The organism is Sulfuricystis multivorans, from assembly GCF_003966565.1.
In the GTDB taxonomy this organism is placed as follows: domain Bacteria; phylum Pseudomonadota; class Gammaproteobacteria; order Burkholderiales; family Rhodocyclaceae; genus Sulfuricystis; species Sulfuricystis multivorans.
Map to the genome: position 1 here is coordinate 2382803 of NZ_AP018718.1, position 18466 is coordinate 2401268.

Below are 18466 nucleotides of genomic sequence, written 5' to 3' on the forward strand. Positions count from 1 at the left end.
CGGTCGGCCATCTCAGTTGTCATTTGTCGAAAATTGGACAGTGCGTCGAAAACCGGACAGGACATGCGCGCCTTAGAATGCTGCATCCATTTCTTTCAGAGACCGCATGTCCCTGGTTCGTACCGTTGCACGTCGGCGCTGGATCTTCCTGAGCTTCTTGACGGCGCTGCATCTGGTTTTCGTGCTCGGCCCCGAAAACTCGATCGCCCGCTGGCTCTTCCTTTCCCACATCGGGCTCGGGCTGATTTGGCAGCCGTTCATTCAACCACGCCGGCGTCTGGGTCTCGAAGGCGCCGTGGTCGTCGTCTGTGCCGCGGCGCTGCTCGCCACTTTCCTCGGTTGGGGCATCCTGCTCGTCTGGACGGTGCTCCTCGCCGGCGTCGTCGGCGGCAAAGTGTTCGTATTCCCTGATCGCTGGGAGCGCATTTTCCATCTGGCCGGGCTGGGCTACCTCGTCATGGTCGTGCTGGTGCGACTGCTGCCTGCCGCCGTGAACGCCCATGTGTCGCTTGAAATCCTGCCCGGGGAGCTCGCCAACCTGCTGGCACCCCTGATCCTGGTCTTCATGGCGCTCCTGCCGGTACGGCAGGGAACGCTCGAAGAACGCGCCGAGATCGTGGATTTCATTTACGGCATGTTCGTCGTGCTGCTGCTGACCGTGTTGGTATTGGGCAGCCTCAGCTTCTCGCTGCTGTACAAGGTCGGCTACCTCGAGTCGATTCTGATCACCCTCGGTGTGGTCGCCGGGCTGCTGCTGATGCTTGCCTTGATCTGGAATCCCCGCGCCGGCTTCGCCGGTTTGGGCACCGCGGTGGCCCAACATGTGATTTCTCTCGGTTTGCCGATCGAGGAATGGCTGCAATCCCTGGCTGATCTGGGCCGTTTCGAGGCAGACCCCGAGCGCTTTCTATCGCTGGCTTGCGCAGAGCTGCCGCGGCGTCTGCCCGGTGTGCTTGGCGGGATATGGAGTGTCGGGGGCGCGCAAGGTGAATTCGGCGAACGGCATGGTCATCGCACCCGCTTCGTGCATGGCGGCCTGACTGTCGAACTGGTCACACGTAGTGAACCCAGCCCCATGCTGCGCTGGCATCATGACCTGGTGGTCCGGCTGCTGGCCGAGTTTTATTTGGGCAAATGGCGCGCCCGCGAACTGCAGCGCTTGTCCTACATCGAGGCGATCCACGAAACGGGCGCGCGCCTCACCCACGATGTGAAAAACCTGTTGCAATCGCTCGACACCCTATGCGTGGCGGCCAACGAGGCAGGAGCGACGGCGTCGCCCCGTTTCGGGGAATTGCTGCGACGTCAGTTGCCTGCGATTTCCGCACGTCTGCGCCAGACGCTGAACAAACTGGTCGAGCCGGGAAAACAACTGCAGCCGGCCGAACAACCACAGACGGCTGCGGAATGGCTCGCTTCGCTGCAAAACCGCTATGTGGATGACGAGACGCAAATCCAGGGCGAAGGCGATCTCCCGGCCTGCCGTTTGCCGGCGCCGGCGCTTTTTTTCAGCGTGGCCGAGAATCTGCTGCAGAACATCGCCGCCAAACGGCGGCGTCAGCCCGGGATCAAAGCCAGCGTGCGCTTGGTCTGTCTTGCGGACCAGGCATACCTCGAGATCTGTGACACGGGTGCCGCAATACCGCCGGAACTGGCAGGCCGGTTGCTGCATGAGCGCGTTACGTCCGAGGATGGCTTGGGTATCGGTCTCTACCAATGCGCCCGTCAGGCGGAACAGGCAGACTACCGCCTGAGTCTCGTAGAAAACAGGACGGGCCGAGTGTGCTTCCGGCTCGAACCGTCTTCAGACGGATGATCCCTAACGCGCATGACGGACATGGTCACCCGGGGGGCATGAAAACCCTAAGCGCCAACACCCGTCCGCCCCCCCCAAGCCCCGCTCTCGCGGGAGGGGAGACTCTGTGCGCGGCTTCGCCGCGAAGCTTGGCTGCCGTCGAGGAAACTGAGGTTGGCGCACTTATTGCTTTATATTTCACGCTAAAACCTCAGTTGGACGCGCCCGCTGGTGCGTGCCAGCAGGTGCGTAGCGGGGGCCACCTTCAAGGTGAGCGCAATCAGTGAGAATTCTTTTGATCCCAACGTACATTCCTCGCCTCCAGGAGCGGTCAACTGGAGCTTTTAGGATGATGTCTTGCGCCCGATGAGGGGGTAAACGGCGACCTCACCCAAGCCTTTGAGATGCAGGCGTTGTGCCGCGGCAAAGTCGTAACGCGCCGCGAGATGCTCGTAAGTGGCGGCATCGCAGTAGATCGAACCGGGAAGCGCCTCGTCGGTGAGTCGGCTGGCGAGATTTACCTTGTCGCCCCAGATGTCGTAGATGAATTTGTGCTTGCCGACCACTCCGGCGACGACCGTGCCGCTGCTGATACCGATGCGCAGCGCCATGTGACCGCCATCGATGCGGTGATCATGGCGCAATAGCGCCTGCATCGCCAGCGCGAAATCGGCGCAGGCGCCTGCAGGGTCGTTTGCCGACTGGATGAGGCCGCCAGCCGCCATGTAGGCATCGCCGATCGTCTTGATCTTTTCCAGGCCAAAGCGTGCGCACAGGTCGTCGAATGCGGAAAAGATCTCGTTGAGCATGCCGAAGACCTGATCGGGGCTCATATGCGAGGCGATCAGCGTGAAATCGACCAGGTCGGCGAAGATCACCGTTGCGTCAGGGAAACGGTCGGCGATGATCTTCTCTCCTTGCTTCAAACGCTCGGCGATCGGCGCCGGCAGGATGTTGAGCAGCAACTTTTCGGAACGATACTGTGCCTCCAACAGTTGCCGATGCGCTTCTTCGAGGCGTTCCTGTATCTTGCGTTTCTCTTCGATCGAATAGCGCAGCAGCACATAGATGATGCTTGCGACCGCAATGAAGTTGAGCGCGAAGAACACCATGCTGGTACGCAGCGGTATGACCAGTTTCTGTGGCGCATAGCCATCGACGAGCAGGAAGTCGACCACGCCGGTCAGCGCAGTGAACAGAATCCAGGCGAGGAACCAGACGATCGACTCGCGCACGCCGTAACACAGGATCGCACCGAAAGGCGCCAGCAACCCCCAGAGGATGATGCCGCTGCCGGTGATGAAGTTGCCGATTCCCCACTGCATCGCGAAAGGCGCGAACAGGAACAGCGTGAGCTGGGTGAAGCGGAAAAATTCGAAATTGCGGGAGTAGATGTAGAGCACCAGGTTGCCGGCCAGCGTGAGCTGGAACAAATAAGGCAGCGTTACCGAGAACTGCGGGCCAAGAGCCCAGTAAATCGCTACCCACAGCATCGAGGTAATGCTCACCAGGCCAGTGGCGAAGAACAGCAGCTGCTTGTTGAGAGCGAGCTCGGGACTGTCGCCGGGCTCGACGCCGGCATTGCGCAGACGTTCCAGGAAGCCAGGCGAGGAAGCAACGGTAAGCACGGAAGACATGCGCATAGTATGACGCAATCCGCGCCCAATAGGATGGTAAGGCAGCACCTTCCGGTAGAATCGTCGCCATGATCGAGATCACGCTCAATGGTGAAAAGCGACAGTTGGCGGCACCGCTGACCGTCGGCCGACTGCTGGAAATGGAAGGCCTGACCGGCAAGCGCGTCGCGGTGGAAAGAAACGGCGCCATCGTGCCGAAGGGCTTGCATGCCGAGACGCCCATCGAGGCGGGGGATACACTCGAAATCGTCGTCGCTGTCGGCGGCGGCTGAACGCGAAGGGAAGCACATGGAAGACGCACTGATCATCGCCGGCCGGGCTTATCGGTCACGGCTCCTGGTCGGCACCGGCAAATACAAGGATTTCGACGAGACGCGCCGCGCCATCGAGGCCTCCGGCGCCGAGATCGTCACCGTGGCGATCCGCCGCACCAACATCGGCCAGGAGCCGAATCAGCCCTCGTTGCTCGACGTGCTGCCACCCTCGCGTTACACCTATCTGCCGAATACCGCCGGCTGCTTCACCGCCGATGAGGCAGTGCGCACGCTGCGCCTGGCGCGCGAGCTGCTCGACGGCCACAGCCTCGTCAAGCTCGAAGTGCTCGGCGACAAGGAAACGCTGTTCCCCAACATGCCGGAAACGATCAAAGCCGCCGAGATTCTCGTCAAGGAAGGCTTCCAGGTGATGGTCTATTGCTCGGACGATCCGATCCAGGCCAAGATCCTCGAACAGATCGGCTGCGTCGCCGTGATGCCGCTTGCTTCCTTGATCGGTTCCGGCATGGGCATCCTGAACCCTTGGAATCTCTCGCTGATCCTCGAGAAAGCCCAGGTACCGGTGCTCGTCGATGCCGGTGTGGGTACCGCATCGGATGCCGCGATCGCGATGGAATTGGGCTGCGATGGCGTGTTGATGAACACCGCGATCGCTGCAGCGAAGCATCCCGTGCTGATGGCCGCGGCGATGAAGAAGGCCGTCGAAGCCGGCCGTGAAGCCTTCCTCGCCGGCCGCATGGCGAAGAAGTTCTACAGCGCGAGCCCGAGCTCGCCGATGACCGGGCTGATCGGCGGCAAGTGAAGCGCGCCTGCTGGGCACTTTCCTGGCTGCTCGTCATGCCGGCATTTGCCGATGAACCTGGCCTGCCGGCGAAAGGGGTAGTTCCTGTGCGCCACGGCTATGCCTTCGACCAACCCGACATCCTCCTGCGCCAGCGCCTCTTCGGCCTCGCTCATGGCGTGCATCTGCTGCTTTCCGCCTGCTTGGACAAGAATGAAAATGCCGAGGCGGTGCAGCGTGCCTACGATGCCTGGCATACCGCACAGGAACCAGCGCTCGAGGCGCTGCGGGCATCGCTCGCCGAACATCATTTCGGTGCGCAGGCGCCGCACGCCGGCTGGCAGGACATCGCGCGCGTGCTGGGGCTCAAGGAAACCATTTATCCCGCACTCGGCACGGTCGGCCTCGAAGAGGCCTGCGCGACGCTGCCACTCGCTCTGAGCCGACCCAGCTATGATTTCGTCACGCAACTGGGAATGACCGATGCAGCCAACCCCCAGCAATGACGCCGCGCCGCGACAGGCGCACATCCGCAGCTACGTGCTGCGTCAGGGGCGCGTCTCGACTGCCCAGCAGCGTTACTACGACGAAGGCATGCCGCGCTGGGGGATCCCCTATGTTGCCGCGCCGCTCGATCTTGCCGCCGCCTTCGGTCGCAGTGCGACGAAGTTTCTCGAAATCGGCTGCGGCATGGGCGAGACCACGGCGGCGATCGCCGACGAGCATCCGGAAAACGACTATCTCGGCATCGAGGTGCATACGCCGGGTGTCGGAAGCCTAATGAAGGAGATCGCCACGCGGGGGCTGACGAATTTGCGCGTGATTCAGCACGACGCGGTCGAGGTGGTGCGCGACATGATCCCGCCTGGCTCGCTTTCCGGCATCCATATCTACTTTCCCGATCCGTGGCCCAAAAAACGCCACCACAAGCGGCGCCTGATCCAGCCGCCTTTCGTGCATCAGCTCGCGTTGCGGCTTGCACCTGGAGGCTATCTGCATCTGGCGACCGACTGGGAGGAATACGCGCAGCAGATGCTGGCAGTCTTGTCGGCCGAAGCCTTGCTGGAAAATACCGCGCCAGGCTTCGCGCCGCGCCCCGACTGGCGGCCACAGACCAAGTTCGAGCAGCGCGGCCTGCGCCTGGGGCATGGCGTCTGGGACGTGTTGTTCAGACGGCGAGAAACAGACCGATCAGGCGATTGAGGAAGCGTCGGCCCAAGGCTGTCGGCTTCAATCGGCCTGCCTCGATTTCCAGCAAGCCTTGCTGCCGTCCCGCCAGCGCCGATTTCTCGATGACGGAAAGCGCAAGACCCGTGCGCTCGGCAAACAGCGTAAGCGGCACACCCTCGGTCAGCCGCAGCGCATTCATCATGAACTCGCCGGGCAAGTCCTCCATCGCCACCGGCAGCCAGCGGCGCGTGACCGGATCGGCGAGATAATCCTTCGGATGGCGCGGCCGCGCCTCGCGGCGGATGGTGGTGTGATCAGTGAGCTTTGAATGGGCACCCGCGCCGAGCCCCAGGTAATCACCAAACGTCCAGTAGTTGAGATTGTGCCCGCAGCGCTGCCCCGGTTTTGCGTAGGCCGAGGTCTCGTAATGCTCGAATCCGGCAGTGAAAAGCCTCGTCTCGATCATTTCCAGCATGTCGGCGGCGAGATCCTCGTCGGGCAGCGGCGGCGGCGCATGGTGGAACGGCGTGTTCGGTTCGAGCGTCAGGTGATAGGCGGAAATGTGCGAAACGCCGCTGGCAATCGCCGTTTCGATATCGCGCTGCGCATCGAGTAGCGTCTGCTCCGGCAGCGCGAACATGAGGTCGAGATTGACGCGCCCGAAATGCCGCTGGGCGATGTCGAGCGCCCGATGGGCCTCATCGCCTGTGTGGATGCGACCCAGCGCGGCGAGCTTGGCGTCGTCGAAGCTCTGGATGCCGAGCGACAGGCGATTGACGCCGGCATCACGATAGGCCGCGAAGCGCTCTACATCGACGGCGCCGGGATTCGCTTCCAGCGTGATCTCGGCTTCCGGCCACAGGCGTATGCGCGCACGGATCGCTGAAAGAAGCGCATCGACCGTGGCACCGCTCATCAGGCTCGGCGTGCCGCCGCCGATGAAGACGGAGATGACTGGCCGGCCCCAGACGAGCGGCAGCACCGCCTCGAGATCCCGAATCAGCGCTGCGAGATATTCCGCTTCGCGCGGCGCCGACTCGTGAGAGTTGAAGTCGCAGTAAGGGCACTTCCTCACACACCACGGCCAGTGGATGTAGAGCGAGAGCGGCGGCGGCTCATGAGTCGGCGCCGACAGGACGGCATGGATCGGAAAGGTGCGCTTCAATCGTCGAGTTTCAGGCGTTCGATCAGCTGCCGCAATGCCTTGCCGCGATGGGAGCGGCGGTTTTTCTCTTCGGCGGAGATTTCGGCGGCGGTGAGCCCCAGCTCGGGGACGAGGAAATACGGGTCATAGCCGAAGCCGTTTTGGCCTCTGGGCGTGTCGATGATCTCGCCATGCCATTCGCCCTCGCAGATGATCGGCTGCGGGTCTTCGGCATGATGCACGAACACCAGCAAGGCGACATAGTGGGCGCGACGGTCCGTCTTGCCGGCAAGCTCCCGGATGAGCTTCTGGTTGTTGCGCTCGTCCGACTTGGGCTCCCCGGCATAGCGCGCCGAATAGACCCCCGGTGCGCCGCCCAGGGCCTTGACGCAGATACCGGAATCATCGGCCAGCGCCGGCAGGCCGGTGAGTCTCGCGGCGTGGCGCGCCTTGGCGAGCGCATTCTCGACGAAGGTGATGTGCGGCTCGTCGGCTTCCGGGATGTTGAACCGCGCCTGCGGCAGCACTTCGATGTCGATGGTGGCGAGCATCTGACCGAATTCGCGCAGTTTGCCGGGGTTGTTCGAGGCGAGCACGATCTGTTTCATGCGATCTCCAATGCGGCCTTCTGCGCCGCGATGATTTCCCTGATGCCCTTCTCGGCCAGCGCAAGCAACAGATCGAGCTCGGCACGGGTGAAGGGTGTGCCCTCCGCGGTGCCCTGCAGTTCGACCATGCCGCCGGCGCCGGTCATCACGACATTCATGTCGGTATCGCAAGCCGAGTCTTCCGCGTAGTCGAGGTCGAGCACCGGCGTGCCTGCGACGATGCCGACCGAAACGGCGGCGACGAAATCCTTCATTGGATGGCGGCCAAGCTGCCCGGCGGCCAGCAAACCGTTCAGGGCGTCGTAAAGCGCGACACAAGCACCGGTGATCGAAGCGCAGCGCGTACCGCCATCGGCCTGGATGACGTCGCAATCGAGGGTGACCTGCCGCTCCCCCAGCAGCGACAAATCGGTGACGGCGCGCAAACTGCGGCCGATCAGGCGCTGGATTTCCTGCGTGCGGCCCGACTGCTTGCCCCGCGCCGCCTCGCGCTCGGTGCGCGTGTGGGTGGAGCGCGGCAGCATGCCGTATTCGGCGGTGACCCAGCCCTGCCCCTTGCCTTTCAGGAAGGGCGGCACCTTCTCTTCGACGCTGGCGGTGCAGATGACCTTGGTGTGGCCGAATTCGATCAGCACGCTGCCTTCGGCATGGCGCGTGTAATGACGGGTGATTTTCAGCGGACGCAGTTGATCGGGCGCGCGGCCATCGGGTCTTGGACTCATGCATTCTCCTTGACGGGGGTTGGGGTGGCAGCGAGCAGACGCTGCAGCGAAAAGGCACTCTGCGGCCGGGCGAGCGGATCGAGGCGCAGGCACTGATCGATGGTGTCCAAAAGCTGGGGCGAATAGCGTCCCGCCCAACGCTGGCTCGCCGGTATCAACGGATCACCGCCGAGACGTAGGTCGGCAGGGGTCGGCGCCGCAGCGGCAAGGCAGGCATACATGCTGGCGCCCACCGCATAGACATCGGTCCAGGGGCCGATCTCGCCGCCCTTGTCATATTGCTCCGGTGCGGCATAGCCAGGGGTATAGACCGGCCGCAAATCGCCCGCCTTTTGCAATGTCTGACGCGCGGCGCCGAAGTCGATCAGCACGGGACTGGCATCGAGGCGCAGCCAGATGTTCGAGGGCTTGATGTCCAGATGCAGCAAGCGGCTGGCATGCACCTCGCGCAAGCCCGAGAGCAGGCGCATGAACACGCCGCGCACGAATTTCTCGGACAGTTCGCCGGGATGTTTGCGGATGTGCTCGTGCAGCGTGCGGCCGCGCTCATAGGCCATCACCAGATAGACGGTGTCGTTGGCGCGCAGGAAATTCTCCACACGCACGACGTTGGGATGATCGAGGCGCGCGAGCGCGATCCCTTCCTCGTAGAAGGCCATCATGCCGCTGTGATAGGCGGCACGGTGCTCGGGCTTGACCTGGGGCACCAGTCCGACCGTGCGGCGGGCGAGCGACTGCGGCAGGTATTCCTTGATCGCCACGGGCTGCCCGCGCGGGTCGGTGGCCAGATAGACGATCGAGAACCCCCCCATCGAGAGCTGACGCTCGAAGCGGTAACCGTCGATCACATGGCCGGCCGGCAGGGGGATGCTGGTTTGTTGAATTGCCATGTGTCGATTGTAAATGCTGGTAAGCTCGCCATCTGAACCACAAGGAAGATTCGTTCATGAACATCCAGAGTATGACCGGCTATGCCGCGCTCGACCGCGATCTCGGTACGGTGCGGCTGGTACTCGAACTGAAGAGTGTCAATGGCCGATTCCTCGATCTCAATTTCCGCTGTGCCGAAGAGCTGCGTTTCCTCGAAATGCCCTTGCGCGAGCGGCTTGCGGCAATGATCGGTCGCGGCAAGGTCGATTGCCGCATCACGCTGCAACCGAACAGCACCGCCGCGCCGCATCTGATCGCCAATCTCGCGCTGGTGCGTAAGCTGGCCGCGCTCGAAGCCGAGGTGCGCGGCGTGCTCGAAAAGGCCCAGCCGTTGTCGGTGGCCGACGTTTTGCGCTGGCCAGGAGTGCTGGAAAGCGAAGCGATCCCTCCCGAACGCTTGCAGACAGAGTGTTTCGCGCTTCTCGATGCGGTGCTCATCGAATTTCTCGCCAGCCGCGCACGCGAAGGCGCCCGTCTCGGCGAAGCGTTGCTGGAGCGCGTCGCCAAGATGCGTGCCGCCATCGCCCAAGTCGAGCCGCTGGTGCCGGCCGCAATCGCCGAATACAGCGAGCGGCTCGCAGCGCGTTTGCGCGAAGCGGTCGCCGCACTCGACGAAGAGCGCATCCGCCAGGAAATCAGTGTCTTCGCCGCGAAGATCGACGTCGCCGAGGAACTGGCACGCCTCGTCACCCATCTCGATGAAGTGGAGCGGGTGCTCACCCAAGGCGGCGCGGTCGGCAAACGCCTCGATTTTTTGATGCAGGAGCTCAACCGCGAGGCGAATACGCTGGCCTCGAAATCCGTCTCCAGCGCCGTCACCGCGATCGCCCTCGAGCTGAAGCTGCTCATCGAGCAAATGCGCGAACAGGTGCAGAATCTCGAATAGTGCCGTATCACCAGCGCCGAGTTTACGACCATGACCTTGACGACCACCCCGCTTCCTGCCAGTAACGCCAATGCCGGTACGCTGTTCGTCGTCTCCGCGCCTTCCGGCGCCGGCAAGACCACGCTCGTGCGGATGCTGATGGAGCGCGACCCACTGATCCGCCATTCGGTGTCCTATACGACCCGTCCGCCCCGTCCGGGCGAACGTGATGGCCACGATTACCATTTCGTCGACATCCAGACCTTCCTGGCGATGCGCGAGCGCGGCGATTTCCTCGAATGGGCCGAGGTGCATGGCAATTTCTACGGCAGCTCGAAAAGCTGGCTGCTCGGCGAGCTGGCCGCCGGCCGAGACACGCTGCTCGAAATCGACTGGCAGGGCGCCCAGCAGGTGCGCGCGCTGATCCCCGAGGCCGTCGGCATCTTCATCCTGCCGCCCTCGATCGCCGAACTGGAACGGCGGCTGCGCAACCGCGGGCAGGACAGCATCGAGGTGATCCAGCGTCGCGTCGCCGCCGCGCTGGGCGAGATGCGCCATGTCGACGAGTTCGATTTCGTTATAATCAACAATGACTTGCAGGAAGCGCTGGAGGATCTGGTCGCGGCGGTGCGGGCTTCGCGCCTGCGTTTGCCGCGGCAGCGCCTGCGCCATCCCGACGTGTTTCGTTTTCTTTCATCGCTTTGAATCCAAAGGATTATTCATGGCCCGTATCACTGCCGAAGACTGCCTGAAACAGATTCCCAACCGTTTCGAGATGGCCCTGGCCGCCACCTGGCGTGCCCGCCAGATCGCCACCGGCAGCACGCCGCTCGTCGATCCGGACAAGGACAAGCCGACGGTGATCGCGCTGCGCGAGCTCGCCGAAGGCAAATATGGGGTCGAAGTCCTGCACCGCAGCCTGGTCTGACGGTATGTAGCAAAGGGGCGTTTTCATGCCGGCGGCCATGTCGTCCCCAGCCATTTCGCCGCAGTCTGCTAGCGTGCCGCCCTCCATCGTCGACGAGCCGCCGATCATTCCGCTCGACATGCATCCGCCGGTCGATCTGGCGGAGGATTTCGAGCATTTCATCGATCAGCTGCACGCTTACCTGAAACCGGAGGACGTCGACCACGTCGCGGCCGCCTATCATTTCTCGGCCAACGCGCATCGCGGTCAGTTCCGTTCCAGCGGCGACCCATACATCTCCCATCCGCTCGCGGTCGCCGAGACACTGGCGCATTGGCATCTCGACCCGCAGGCGCTCTCCGCAGCGCTGCTGCATGACGTGATGGAAGACACGGCGATCACCAAGGCGCAGATCGCCCAGGATTTCGGCAAGGTCACCGCGGAACTCGTCGACGGCGTCTCCAAGCTCGACCGCATCGAACATCAATCTTTCGAAGAGGCGCAGGCGGAAAATTTCCGCAAGATGCTGCTGGCGATGGCCCAGGACGTGCGGGTGATCCTGATCAAGCTGGCCGACCGTCTGCACAACATGCGCACGCTCGATGCGATGCGTCTCGAGAAGCGCCGCCGCATCGCGAAAGAGACGCTCGAAATCTACGCGCCGATCGCCAACCGTCTCGGTCTCAATACACTGTTCCGTGAGCTGCAGGAGCTCTCGTTCCGTCATCTGCATCCCATGCGCTACCGCGTGCTGGCCAAGGCGGTGCGCGCAGCGCGCGGCAACCGCCGCGAGGTGGTCGCAAAGATCATGGCGGCGATCAAACAGAAGCTCGCCGAAGCGCACATCGAGGCGGAGACGATGGGCCGCGAGAAGCATCTCTACGGCATCTACCGCAAGATGCGCGAGAAGCACCTGTCCTTCTCGCAGGTACATGACATCTATGGCTTCCGCATCGTCGTCGCCGACGTGCCGACCTGCTATCTCGTGCTCGGCGCGCTACATGGCCTCTACAAGCCGGTGCCAGGCAAGTTCAAGGACTACATCGCGATCCCGAAGGCGAATGGTTACCAGTCGCTGCACACCACCTTGATCGGCCCCTTCGGCACGCCGATCGAAATCCAGATCCGCACACGCGACATGCACCGCGTCGCCGAATCGGGGGTTGCTTCGCACTGGCTCTACAAGGACGTCGAATCGTTTTCCGAACTCGAGCGCACCACGCACCAATGGCTGCAATCGCTGCTCGAGCTGCAGACCGCCTCGGTTGATTCCGCCGAATTCCTCGAACACGTCAAGGTCGATCTGTTCCCCGACGAGGTGTATGTGTTCACCCCGGCCGGCAAGATCCTTTCACTGCCGCGCGGCGCCACGGCGGTCGATTTCGCCTACGCCGTGCATACCGACATCGGTCATCGCTGCGTCGCTTGCAAGATCAACCATGAACATCTGCCGTTGCGCACCGAGCTCAGGAACGGCGACCGCGTCGAGATCATCACCGCGCCGAACGCGGCGCCGAATCCGAACTGGCTGGCGTTCGTCAAGACCGGCAAGGCGCGCGCGCAGATCCGCCATTTCCTGAAGACTCGCCAGCACGAGGAATCCGCTCAGCTGGGCGAACACCTGCTCGCCCAGGCGCTCGCCCATTTCGGCCATCGCCTCGAAGAGCTGGGGAGCGCCGCCTGGCAGCGTTTTCTGCGCACCTTCTCCGGAAAATCGCAGAAGGAAGTGCTCGCCGACATCGGTCTGGGCAAGCGTCTGCCGGCAATCGTCGCGCGGCGTCTGATCGACGGCCACGCGGGAGGCGTCTCTCAGCAAGGCAGAAGCCCGATCCGTATTTCCGGCCCCCAAGGCATGGCGATGCAGCTGGCACGCTGCTGCCGGCCGATTCCCGGCGATCCGATCATCGGCGTGATCCGCGCCGGCCAGGGATTGATCGTGCATACTCACGATTGTCCGTCGCTGCGCAAGACCGCGCGTGCCGGTCGTGCAGGTGGCGGTGCGCGCGAATGGGTCGATGTCGAATGGGATCCGGAAGTGAAAGGACCGTTCGAAGTGCAGATCAAGGTCGTCGCGCAAAATACGCCCGGCGTGCTGGCGAAAATTGCGGCGACGATCGCCGAGCACGACACCAACATCACCAACGTGCGCATGGATGCCGACGGTGGCAGCACGACGGCGCTGTATTTCATGTTGCAGGTGAGCCACCGCACCCATCTGGCGGGTATCCTGCGCAGCCTACGGCGGCTGCCGATCGTCACCCGCATCAACCGACTCAAGGAAGATCATTGAGGAGCAGATCATGGGAAAACTCAAAGGCTACGAATCCGAATACACGAAATTCATCCGCGAATGGCTCAAGCAGCATCCCGAGCAGATCGAGGAGCAGCAAAAGGGCCGAGCGCTGTGGTGGGACCGCGGCAATCTCGATCCCGACGAACTCGCCCGTCGCGCCGCGGTGAAAGTTCCACAGAAGCCGTACTACTATGACGTCAATTGAGAAATCGCGGAACGGTTCGTTGCTTGGGCCCCGGCTTGCCCTGAGCCTGCTGGCGGCCGCAATGCCATTTGCAACGGCCAGCCATGCAGCGGACGCGCCGCCCGACGTCGTGCCACCCAAGCCCATGGTCTTGCAGCCCACCGCTGCCTTGCCGCCAGCGCCTACTCCACCCGCTACCGAGCCGGTCGCCACGGGCAAGAAGTCAATGCCGGTGAAGGCGGTCAAAGCCAAGTCCAAGGCGGCGAAAAAGCCCGTCAAAGCCAAACCGAAACGCCGCTGAACAAGCCTTGCCACTCTTTCCCGAGCGGCAAGGTCGACATTCGAATTTCTTGACACCTGTCAAGCAAATCCCTCGCGCGCAGCCCTAGGATGCGCCCCATTGATCCCCTAATTTTTTTAGGGCTTTTGGGCGCATCACATGAACATCTCCAGCATCATCGTCATTCCGCATCCCGAGGCCATCGCATCGGTGCGCGCGCAGCTCGAAACCCTTCCTGGCGTCGAGCTCGCCGCCGTCTCTCCCGACGGCAAGATGATCGCCACGATCGAAACGGCGAACGACCGGGAGACCGTCGAACTCTATGAACGGATCAGCCTGCTCGCTGGCGTGATGTCGGCGTCGATGGTCTATCACCAGAAAGAAGATGATCCGGAAGCAATCATTTCTGTGGAGGCAACGCCCCCGGGCGCTGCCACGGCACTGGCTTGAAAACAAGGAGATTGGCAATGGAACTGACTCGGCGTGAATTCATCAAGGCTAATGCGATCGCCGCCGCGGCCGGCGTGGCGGGCCTGTCCATTCCGGGCGCCCAGGCGCTCGCCCAGGCCAAGGGTGCCGATGGCATCCGCTGGGACAAGGGCGCTTGCCGTTACTGCGGCACCGGCTGCGGCGTGCTGGTCGGCGTCAAGGATGGCCGCATCGTCGCGACTCAAGGCGACCCCGATGCGCCGGTGAATAAGGGGCTGAACTGCGTGAAGGGCTATTTCCTCGCCAAGATCCAGTATGGCCAGGACCGTCTGACCAAGCCGCTCTTGCGCATGAAGGACGGCAAGTTCGACAAGAATGGCGAATTCACGCCGATCTCCTGGGATCAGGCCTTCGACATCATGGCGCAGAAGGTCAAGGAAACCCTGAAGAACCCGGAACAAGGCCCGCAGGGCGTGGCGATGTTCGGCTCCGGGCAATGGACGGTCTGGGAGGGGTATGCGGCCGTCAAGCTGATGAAGGCGGGTTTCCGCTCCAACTCGATCGACCCGAATGCCCGTCACTGCATGGCCTCGGCGGTGGCCGGCTTCATGCGCACCTTCGGCATCGACGAGCCGATGGGCTGCTACGACGACATGGAGCATGCCGATGCCTTCGTGCTATGGGGCTCGAACATGGCCGAGATGCACCCGATCCTGTGGACGCGCATCACCAACCGGCGGCTCACCGCCGATCACGTGCGCATCCATGTGCTGTCGACCTTCACGCACCGCTCCTGCGAGCTCGCCGACAACGAGCTGATCTTCAAGCCGATGTCGGATCTCGCGATCCTCAATTACATCGCCAACTACATCATCCAGAACGGCGCGGTCAACAAGGACTTCGTCGCCAAGCATGTCAAGTTCGCCAAGGGCGTTACCGACATCGGCTATGGTCTGCGCCCGACGCATCCGCTCGAGCAGGCGGCCGGCAACAATGGCTACCCCGGCCCGGACGGCAAGCCGAAGGGCGATCCGAACAAGGCGACGCCGATCACGTTCGAAGAGTTCGCCGCTTTCGTCTCCGAATATACCCTTGACAAGGCGCATGAGATTTCCGGCGTGCCGAAGGACAAGCTCGAGAAGCTCGCCAAGATCTACGCCGATCCGAAGACCAAGGTCTGCTCCTACTGGACGATGGGCTTCAACCAGCACGCGCGCGGCACCTGGGTCAACAACATGATCTACAACGTGCATCTCTTGGTCGGCAAGATTTCCGAGCCTGGCAACGGCCCGTTCTCGCTGACCGGTCAGCCCTCGGCCTGCGGCACGGCGCGCGAGGTCGGCACCTTCGCCCATCGTCTACCCGCCGACATGGTGGTGATGAACCCGAAGCATCGCGAGATCGCCGAGAAGATGTGGAAACTGCCGGCAGGCACGATCAATCCGAAGCCCGGCTATCACGCAGTGCTGCAATCGCGCATGGCCAAGGATGGCAAGATCGGCTTTTTGTGGACGTCGACCACCAACAACATGCAGGCAGGCCCGAACGTCAATGGCGAGGTCTATCCGGGCTGGCGCAATCCGAAGTGCTTCACGGTCGTCTCGGACTGCTATCCGACCGTCTCGGCGATGTCGGCGGATCTGATCCTGCCGGCGGCGATGTGGATGGAGAAGGAAGGCGCCTACGGCAATGCCGAGCGGCGCACGCAGTTCTGGCGCCAGCAGGTCAAGGCGCCGGGCGAGGCGAAGTCCGATCTGTGGCAATACATGGAATTCTCGAAGCGCTTCAAGGTCGAGGAGGTCTGGCCGGCCGAGCTCGTCGCCAAGATGCCCGAATACAAGGGCAAAACGCTGTTCGAGATCCTTTATGCGAACGGTCAGGTCAACAAGTTCCCGAAGGAAGAAGCGACGAAGGTGAACGCCCATGCCTGGGCCGGCTACACGAACGACGAGACCGAGCATTTCGGTTTTTATGTGCAGAAAGGGCTGTTCGAGGAATACGCCGGGTTCGGTCGCGGCCATGCCCATGATCTCGCGCCGTTCGATACCTATCACAAGGTGCGGGGCCAGCGCTGGCCGGTGGTGGATGGCAAGGAGACGCTGTGGCGCTTCCGCGAAGGCTACGATCCTTACGTGCCGAAAGGCGAGGGCATCCGCTTCTACGGCAAGCCCGACGGCAAGGCGATGATCTTCGCGCTGCCGTATCAGCCCGCCGCCGAAATGCCGGACAACGAATATGACCTCTGGCTGTGCACCGGTCGTGTGCTCGAACATTGGCATACCGGCTCGATGACCCGGCGCGTTCCCGAGCTCTACAAGGCTTTCCCGGATGCGGTGGTGTTCATGAACCCGAAGGATGCCGAAAAGCGCGGTCTCAAGCGCCACGACGTCGTCAAGGTCGCCACCCGCCGCGGCGAGATTCAGCTGCGCGTCGAGACCAAGGGCCGCAACAAGCCGCCGGAGGGGCTGATCTTCATCCCGTTCTTCGACGAGCACCGCCTGGTCAACAAGCTCACCTTGGACGCCACCTGCCCGATCTCGAAAGAGACCGACTTCAAGAAATGCGCCGCCAAGGTGGTGAAGGTCTGAATCGGGTTTTGATCGATCAAAGCAACATCATGGAAACGATACGGGAAGCGAGTCAGGGGGCGTGCTTCCCGTCCCACGATCATGAGTCAAGATTTGCAACCGAAAGGCTCACGCCGCCGCCAGTTCATCGCCGATACCGCCCGCATGGTTTGCGGCGTCGGCCTGCTGGGGCTCGGCTTGGGTCTGTATGCGCGGCATGCAACCGCGCTGCCCCCTGCCGCGATTCGTCCGCCAGGCGCGCTGCCGGAACAGGAATTCTCTGCCGCCTGCATCCGCTGCGGCATGTGCGTGCGCGACTGCCCCTACGACATCCTCATCCTGGCCAAGCCGGAAGAGCCGATGTCGACCGGCACGCCCTATTTCGTCGCGCGTCAGGCGCCCTGCGAGATGTGCGAGGACATTCCCTGCGTGAAAGCCTGTCCGACCGGCGCGCTCGATCACCGCTTGACCGACATCACCAAGGCGCGCATGGGGCTGGCGGTGCTGATCGATCACGAGACATGCCTGAATTTCCTCGGGCTGCGCTGCGACATCTGCTATCGCGTCTGCCCGGTGATCGACAAGGCGATCACACTCGAACCGATGGCGAATACGCGCACCGGCAAGCATGCGATGTTCATCCCGACCGTGCATTCCGAAGCCTGTACCGGCTGCGGCAAATGCGAAAAAGCCTGTCCGACGGAGATCGCCGCGATCAAGGTGCTGCCGATCTACGTCGCCAAAGGGCAGCTCTCCGCGCATTACCGGCTCGGCTGGGTCGAGAAGGAAAAAGCCGGCGGCAGCCTCGTCGCGCCGGATGTCGAGCATCAATACAACCTGCCAGAGGGCATGCGCTATGACTACGGCGGCAAGGGTCTGCTCCAAGCACCCGGCGCAGCCGGAAGTCCTCCGGCAGCGGAGCAAGGTGCCGCTGCATCAGCGCCGACTTTCAAGGCAATGCAGGGAGACAAGCTATGAGCGCACCCTCCCCGCGTCCGGGTGCGGAAGCCATTGCCACCAAGGGCTGGCTTGCCGCGCACAAGTGGCTGATCCTGCGCCGCGCCTCACAGCTGGGCATACTCTTGCTCTTCCTCGTCGGCCCCTGGTACGGGCTGTGGATCGTCAAGGGCAATCTGAATTTCAGCTACACGCTGAATACCCTGCCACTGGCCGATCCCTATTTGCTGCTCCAGGCGCTGATGAGCGGCCAGACACCCGAGAAGCTCGGTTTGATCGGCGTGACGATCGTCGTGCTGTTTTATATCTTGGTCGGCGGGCGCAGCTATTGCAGCTGGGTCTGCCCGGTCAATCTGGTGACGGATTTCGCCGCCTGGCTGAGGAACCGGCTGGGGCTCAAGGGCGGCAGCGCGCACATCTCGCGCCAGACCCGTTACTGGATTCTCGGCATGACGCTTCTCGTCTCGGCCGTCACCGGCACGATCGCCTGGGAAATGGTCAATCCCGTTTCGATGCTGCATCGCGGCTTGATCTTTGGCATGGGGCTCGCCTGGGCGGTGATCTTGGCGGTCTTCCTGTTCGACCTGTTCGTGATGCGCCACGGCTGGTGCGGGCATCTTTGTCCGGTCGGCGCCTTCTACAGTCTGATCGGCAAGGCATCGATCCTGCGCGTGAGGCTGCCGCGCCGTGCCGCCTGCAACGACTGCATGGACTGCTTCGCGGTCTGCCCCGAGCAGCAGGTGATCCGGCCGGCGTTGAAGGGCATCGACGGCACGCCGCCGGTGATCTTGGCAGCCAACTGCACCAACTGCGGACGCTGCATCGACGTCTGCTCGAAAGATGTTTTCCAATTCGGCACCCGCTTGGGCAGCACGGAATCCGCGGCCGCCGGCACGGTGTCGCCGCTACCGAAATGATCCAC

General features: G+C 62.8%; 20 protein-coding genes. 15 read left to right on the plus strand and 5 right to left on the minus strand.

What is annotated here, in order from left to right; all coding sequences use genetic code 11:
- The first annotated feature begins 106 nt into the window (after positions 1–106).
- Complete coding sequence (locus EL335_RS11945) at positions 107–1816, plus strand: histidine kinase (protein WP_126447200.1); 1710 nt, start codon at positions 107–109, stop codon at positions 1814–1816.
- A 323-nt stretch (positions 1817–2139) separates the two neighbouring features.
- Here EL335_RS11945 and EL335_RS11950 read toward each other — a convergent pair whose 3' ends face one another.
- A complete protein-coding gene (locus EL335_RS11950) occupies positions 2140–3432 on the minus strand; it encodes an adenylate/guanylate cyclase domain-containing protein (RefSeq protein ID WP_126447202.1) in 1293 nt (430 codons plus the stop codon).
- A 68-nt stretch (positions 3433–3500) separates the two neighbouring features.
- Here EL335_RS11950 and thiS point away from each other — a divergent pair, with 68 nt between their 5' ends.
- From thiS to trmB, 4 genes are read left to right on the plus strand one after another with little or no spacing between them, the layout of a single operon-like run.
- On the plus strand, positions 3501–3704 hold the full coding sequence (gene thiS, locus EL335_RS11955; protein ID WP_126447204.1) for a sulfur carrier protein ThiS: 204 nt from the start codon (positions 3501–3503) through the stop codon (positions 3702–3704).
- A gap of 16 nt (positions 3705–3720) precedes the next feature.
- Complete coding sequence (locus tag EL335_RS11960) at positions 3721–4509, plus strand: thiazole synthase (protein WP_126447206.1); 789 nt, start codon at positions 3721–3723, stop codon at positions 4507–4509.
- Positions 4506–4994 (plus strand): hypothetical protein, encoded by a 489-nt coding sequence (locus EL335_RS11965; RefSeq protein ID WP_126447208.1) that lies wholly within the window; start codon positions 4506–4508, stop codon positions 4992–4994. Before EL335_RS11960 ends, EL335_RS11965 begins: the two co-directional genes overlap by 4 nt.
- Positions 4972–5691, plus strand: a complete 720-nt coding sequence (gene trmB / locus EL335_RS11970) for a tRNA (guanosine(46)-N7)-methyltransferase TrmB (RefSeq protein ID WP_126447210.1) — start codon at positions 4972–4974, stop codon at positions 5689–5691. Before EL335_RS11965 ends, trmB begins: the two co-directional genes overlap by 23 nt.
- Here trmB and hemW read toward each other — a convergent pair.
- Genes hemW through EL335_RS11990 form a run of 4 tightly spaced genes read right to left on the minus strand, consistent with a single transcriptional unit; the run spans position 5657 to position 9022 of the window.
- Positions 5657–6823, minus strand: a complete 1167-nt coding sequence (hemW, locus tag EL335_RS11975) for a radical SAM family heme chaperone HemW (RefSeq protein WP_284155360.1) — start codon at positions 6821–6823, stop codon at positions 5657–5659. The two genes, trmB and hemW, sit on opposite strands and share 35 nt — an antisense overlap.
- A complete protein-coding gene (gene rdgB / locus EL335_RS11980; protein ID WP_126447214.1) occupies positions 6820–7410 on the minus strand; it encodes an RdgB/HAM1 family non-canonical purine NTP pyrophosphatase in 591 nt (196 codons plus the stop codon). Before rdgB ends, hemW begins: the two co-directional genes overlap by 4 nt.
- Complete coding sequence (gene rph / locus EL335_RS11985; RefSeq protein ID WP_126447216.1) at positions 7407–8132, minus strand: ribonuclease PH; 726 nt, start codon at positions 8130–8132, stop codon at positions 7407–7409. The genes rdgB and rph overlap by 4 nt, the downstream gene beginning before the upstream one ends.
- Complete coding sequence (locus EL335_RS11990; RefSeq protein WP_126447218.1) at positions 8129–9022, minus strand: serine/threonine protein kinase; 894 nt, start codon at positions 9020–9022, stop codon at positions 8129–8131. The genes rph and EL335_RS11990 overlap by 4 nt, the downstream gene beginning before the upstream one ends.
- Positions 9023–9078: 56 nt before the next feature.
- Between EL335_RS11990 and EL335_RS11995 the strand changes: the two genes are divergently transcribed.
- The 10 genes from EL335_RS11995 (at position 9079) to napH (ending at position 18461) form a co-directional block, all read left to right on the plus strand.
- Complete coding sequence (locus EL335_RS11995) at positions 9079–9948, plus strand: YicC/YloC family endoribonuclease (RefSeq protein WP_126447220.1); 870 nt, start codon at positions 9079–9081, stop codon at positions 9946–9948.
- Between the two features lie 30 nt (positions 9949–9978).
- Complete coding sequence (gene gmk, locus EL335_RS12000) at positions 9979–10632, plus strand: guanylate kinase (RefSeq protein WP_126447222.1); 654 nt, start codon at positions 9979–9981, stop codon at positions 10630–10632.
- 16 nt (positions 10633–10648) lie between these two features.
- A complete protein-coding gene (gene rpoZ, locus EL335_RS12005) occupies positions 10649–10855 on the plus strand; it encodes a DNA-directed RNA polymerase subunit omega (protein WP_126447224.1) in 207 nt (68 codons plus the stop codon).
- Between the two features lie 118 nt (positions 10856–10973).
- Complete coding sequence (locus EL335_RS12010; protein WP_284155506.1) at positions 10974–13124, plus strand: RelA/SpoT family protein; 2151 nt, start codon at positions 10974–10976, stop codon at positions 13122–13124.
- Positions 13125–13134: 10 nt separating this feature from the next.
- Positions 13135–13332 (plus strand): DUF3460 family protein, encoded by a 198-nt coding sequence (locus EL335_RS12015; RefSeq protein ID WP_126447228.1) that lies wholly within the window; start codon positions 13135–13137, stop codon positions 13330–13332.
- Between the two features lie 61 nt (positions 13333–13393).
- The gene (locus EL335_RS12020) at positions 13394–13612 is read left to right on the plus strand and encodes a hypothetical protein (RefSeq protein ID WP_126447230.1); all 219 of its coding nucleotides are present in this window, start codon (positions 13394–13396) and stop codon (positions 13610–13612) included.
- A 138-nt stretch (positions 13613–13750) separates the two neighbouring features.
- Complete coding sequence (locus tag EL335_RS12025; RefSeq protein WP_126447232.1) at positions 13751–14041, plus strand: chaperone NapD; 291 nt, start codon at positions 13751–13753, stop codon at positions 14039–14041.
- A 17-nt stretch (positions 14042–14058) separates the two neighbouring features.
- On the plus strand, positions 14059–16608 hold the full coding sequence (gene napA, locus EL335_RS12030) for a nitrate reductase catalytic subunit NapA (protein ID WP_126447234.1): 2550 nt from the start codon (positions 14059–14061) through the stop codon (positions 16606–16608).
- A gap of 81 nt (positions 16609–16689) precedes the next feature.
- Positions 16690–17565: a ferredoxin-type protein NapG gene (gene napG, locus EL335_RS12035; protein WP_126447236.1), complete on the plus strand. Its 876-nt coding sequence runs from the start codon at positions 16690–16692 to the stop codon at positions 17563–17565.
- Entirely contained in the window at positions 17562–18461 is a 900-nt protein-coding gene (napH, locus tag EL335_RS12040) for a quinol dehydrogenase ferredoxin subunit NapH (protein WP_126447238.1), read from the plus strand. Before napG ends, napH begins: the two co-directional genes overlap by 4 nt.
- Positions 18462–18466: the final 5 nt, after the last annotated feature.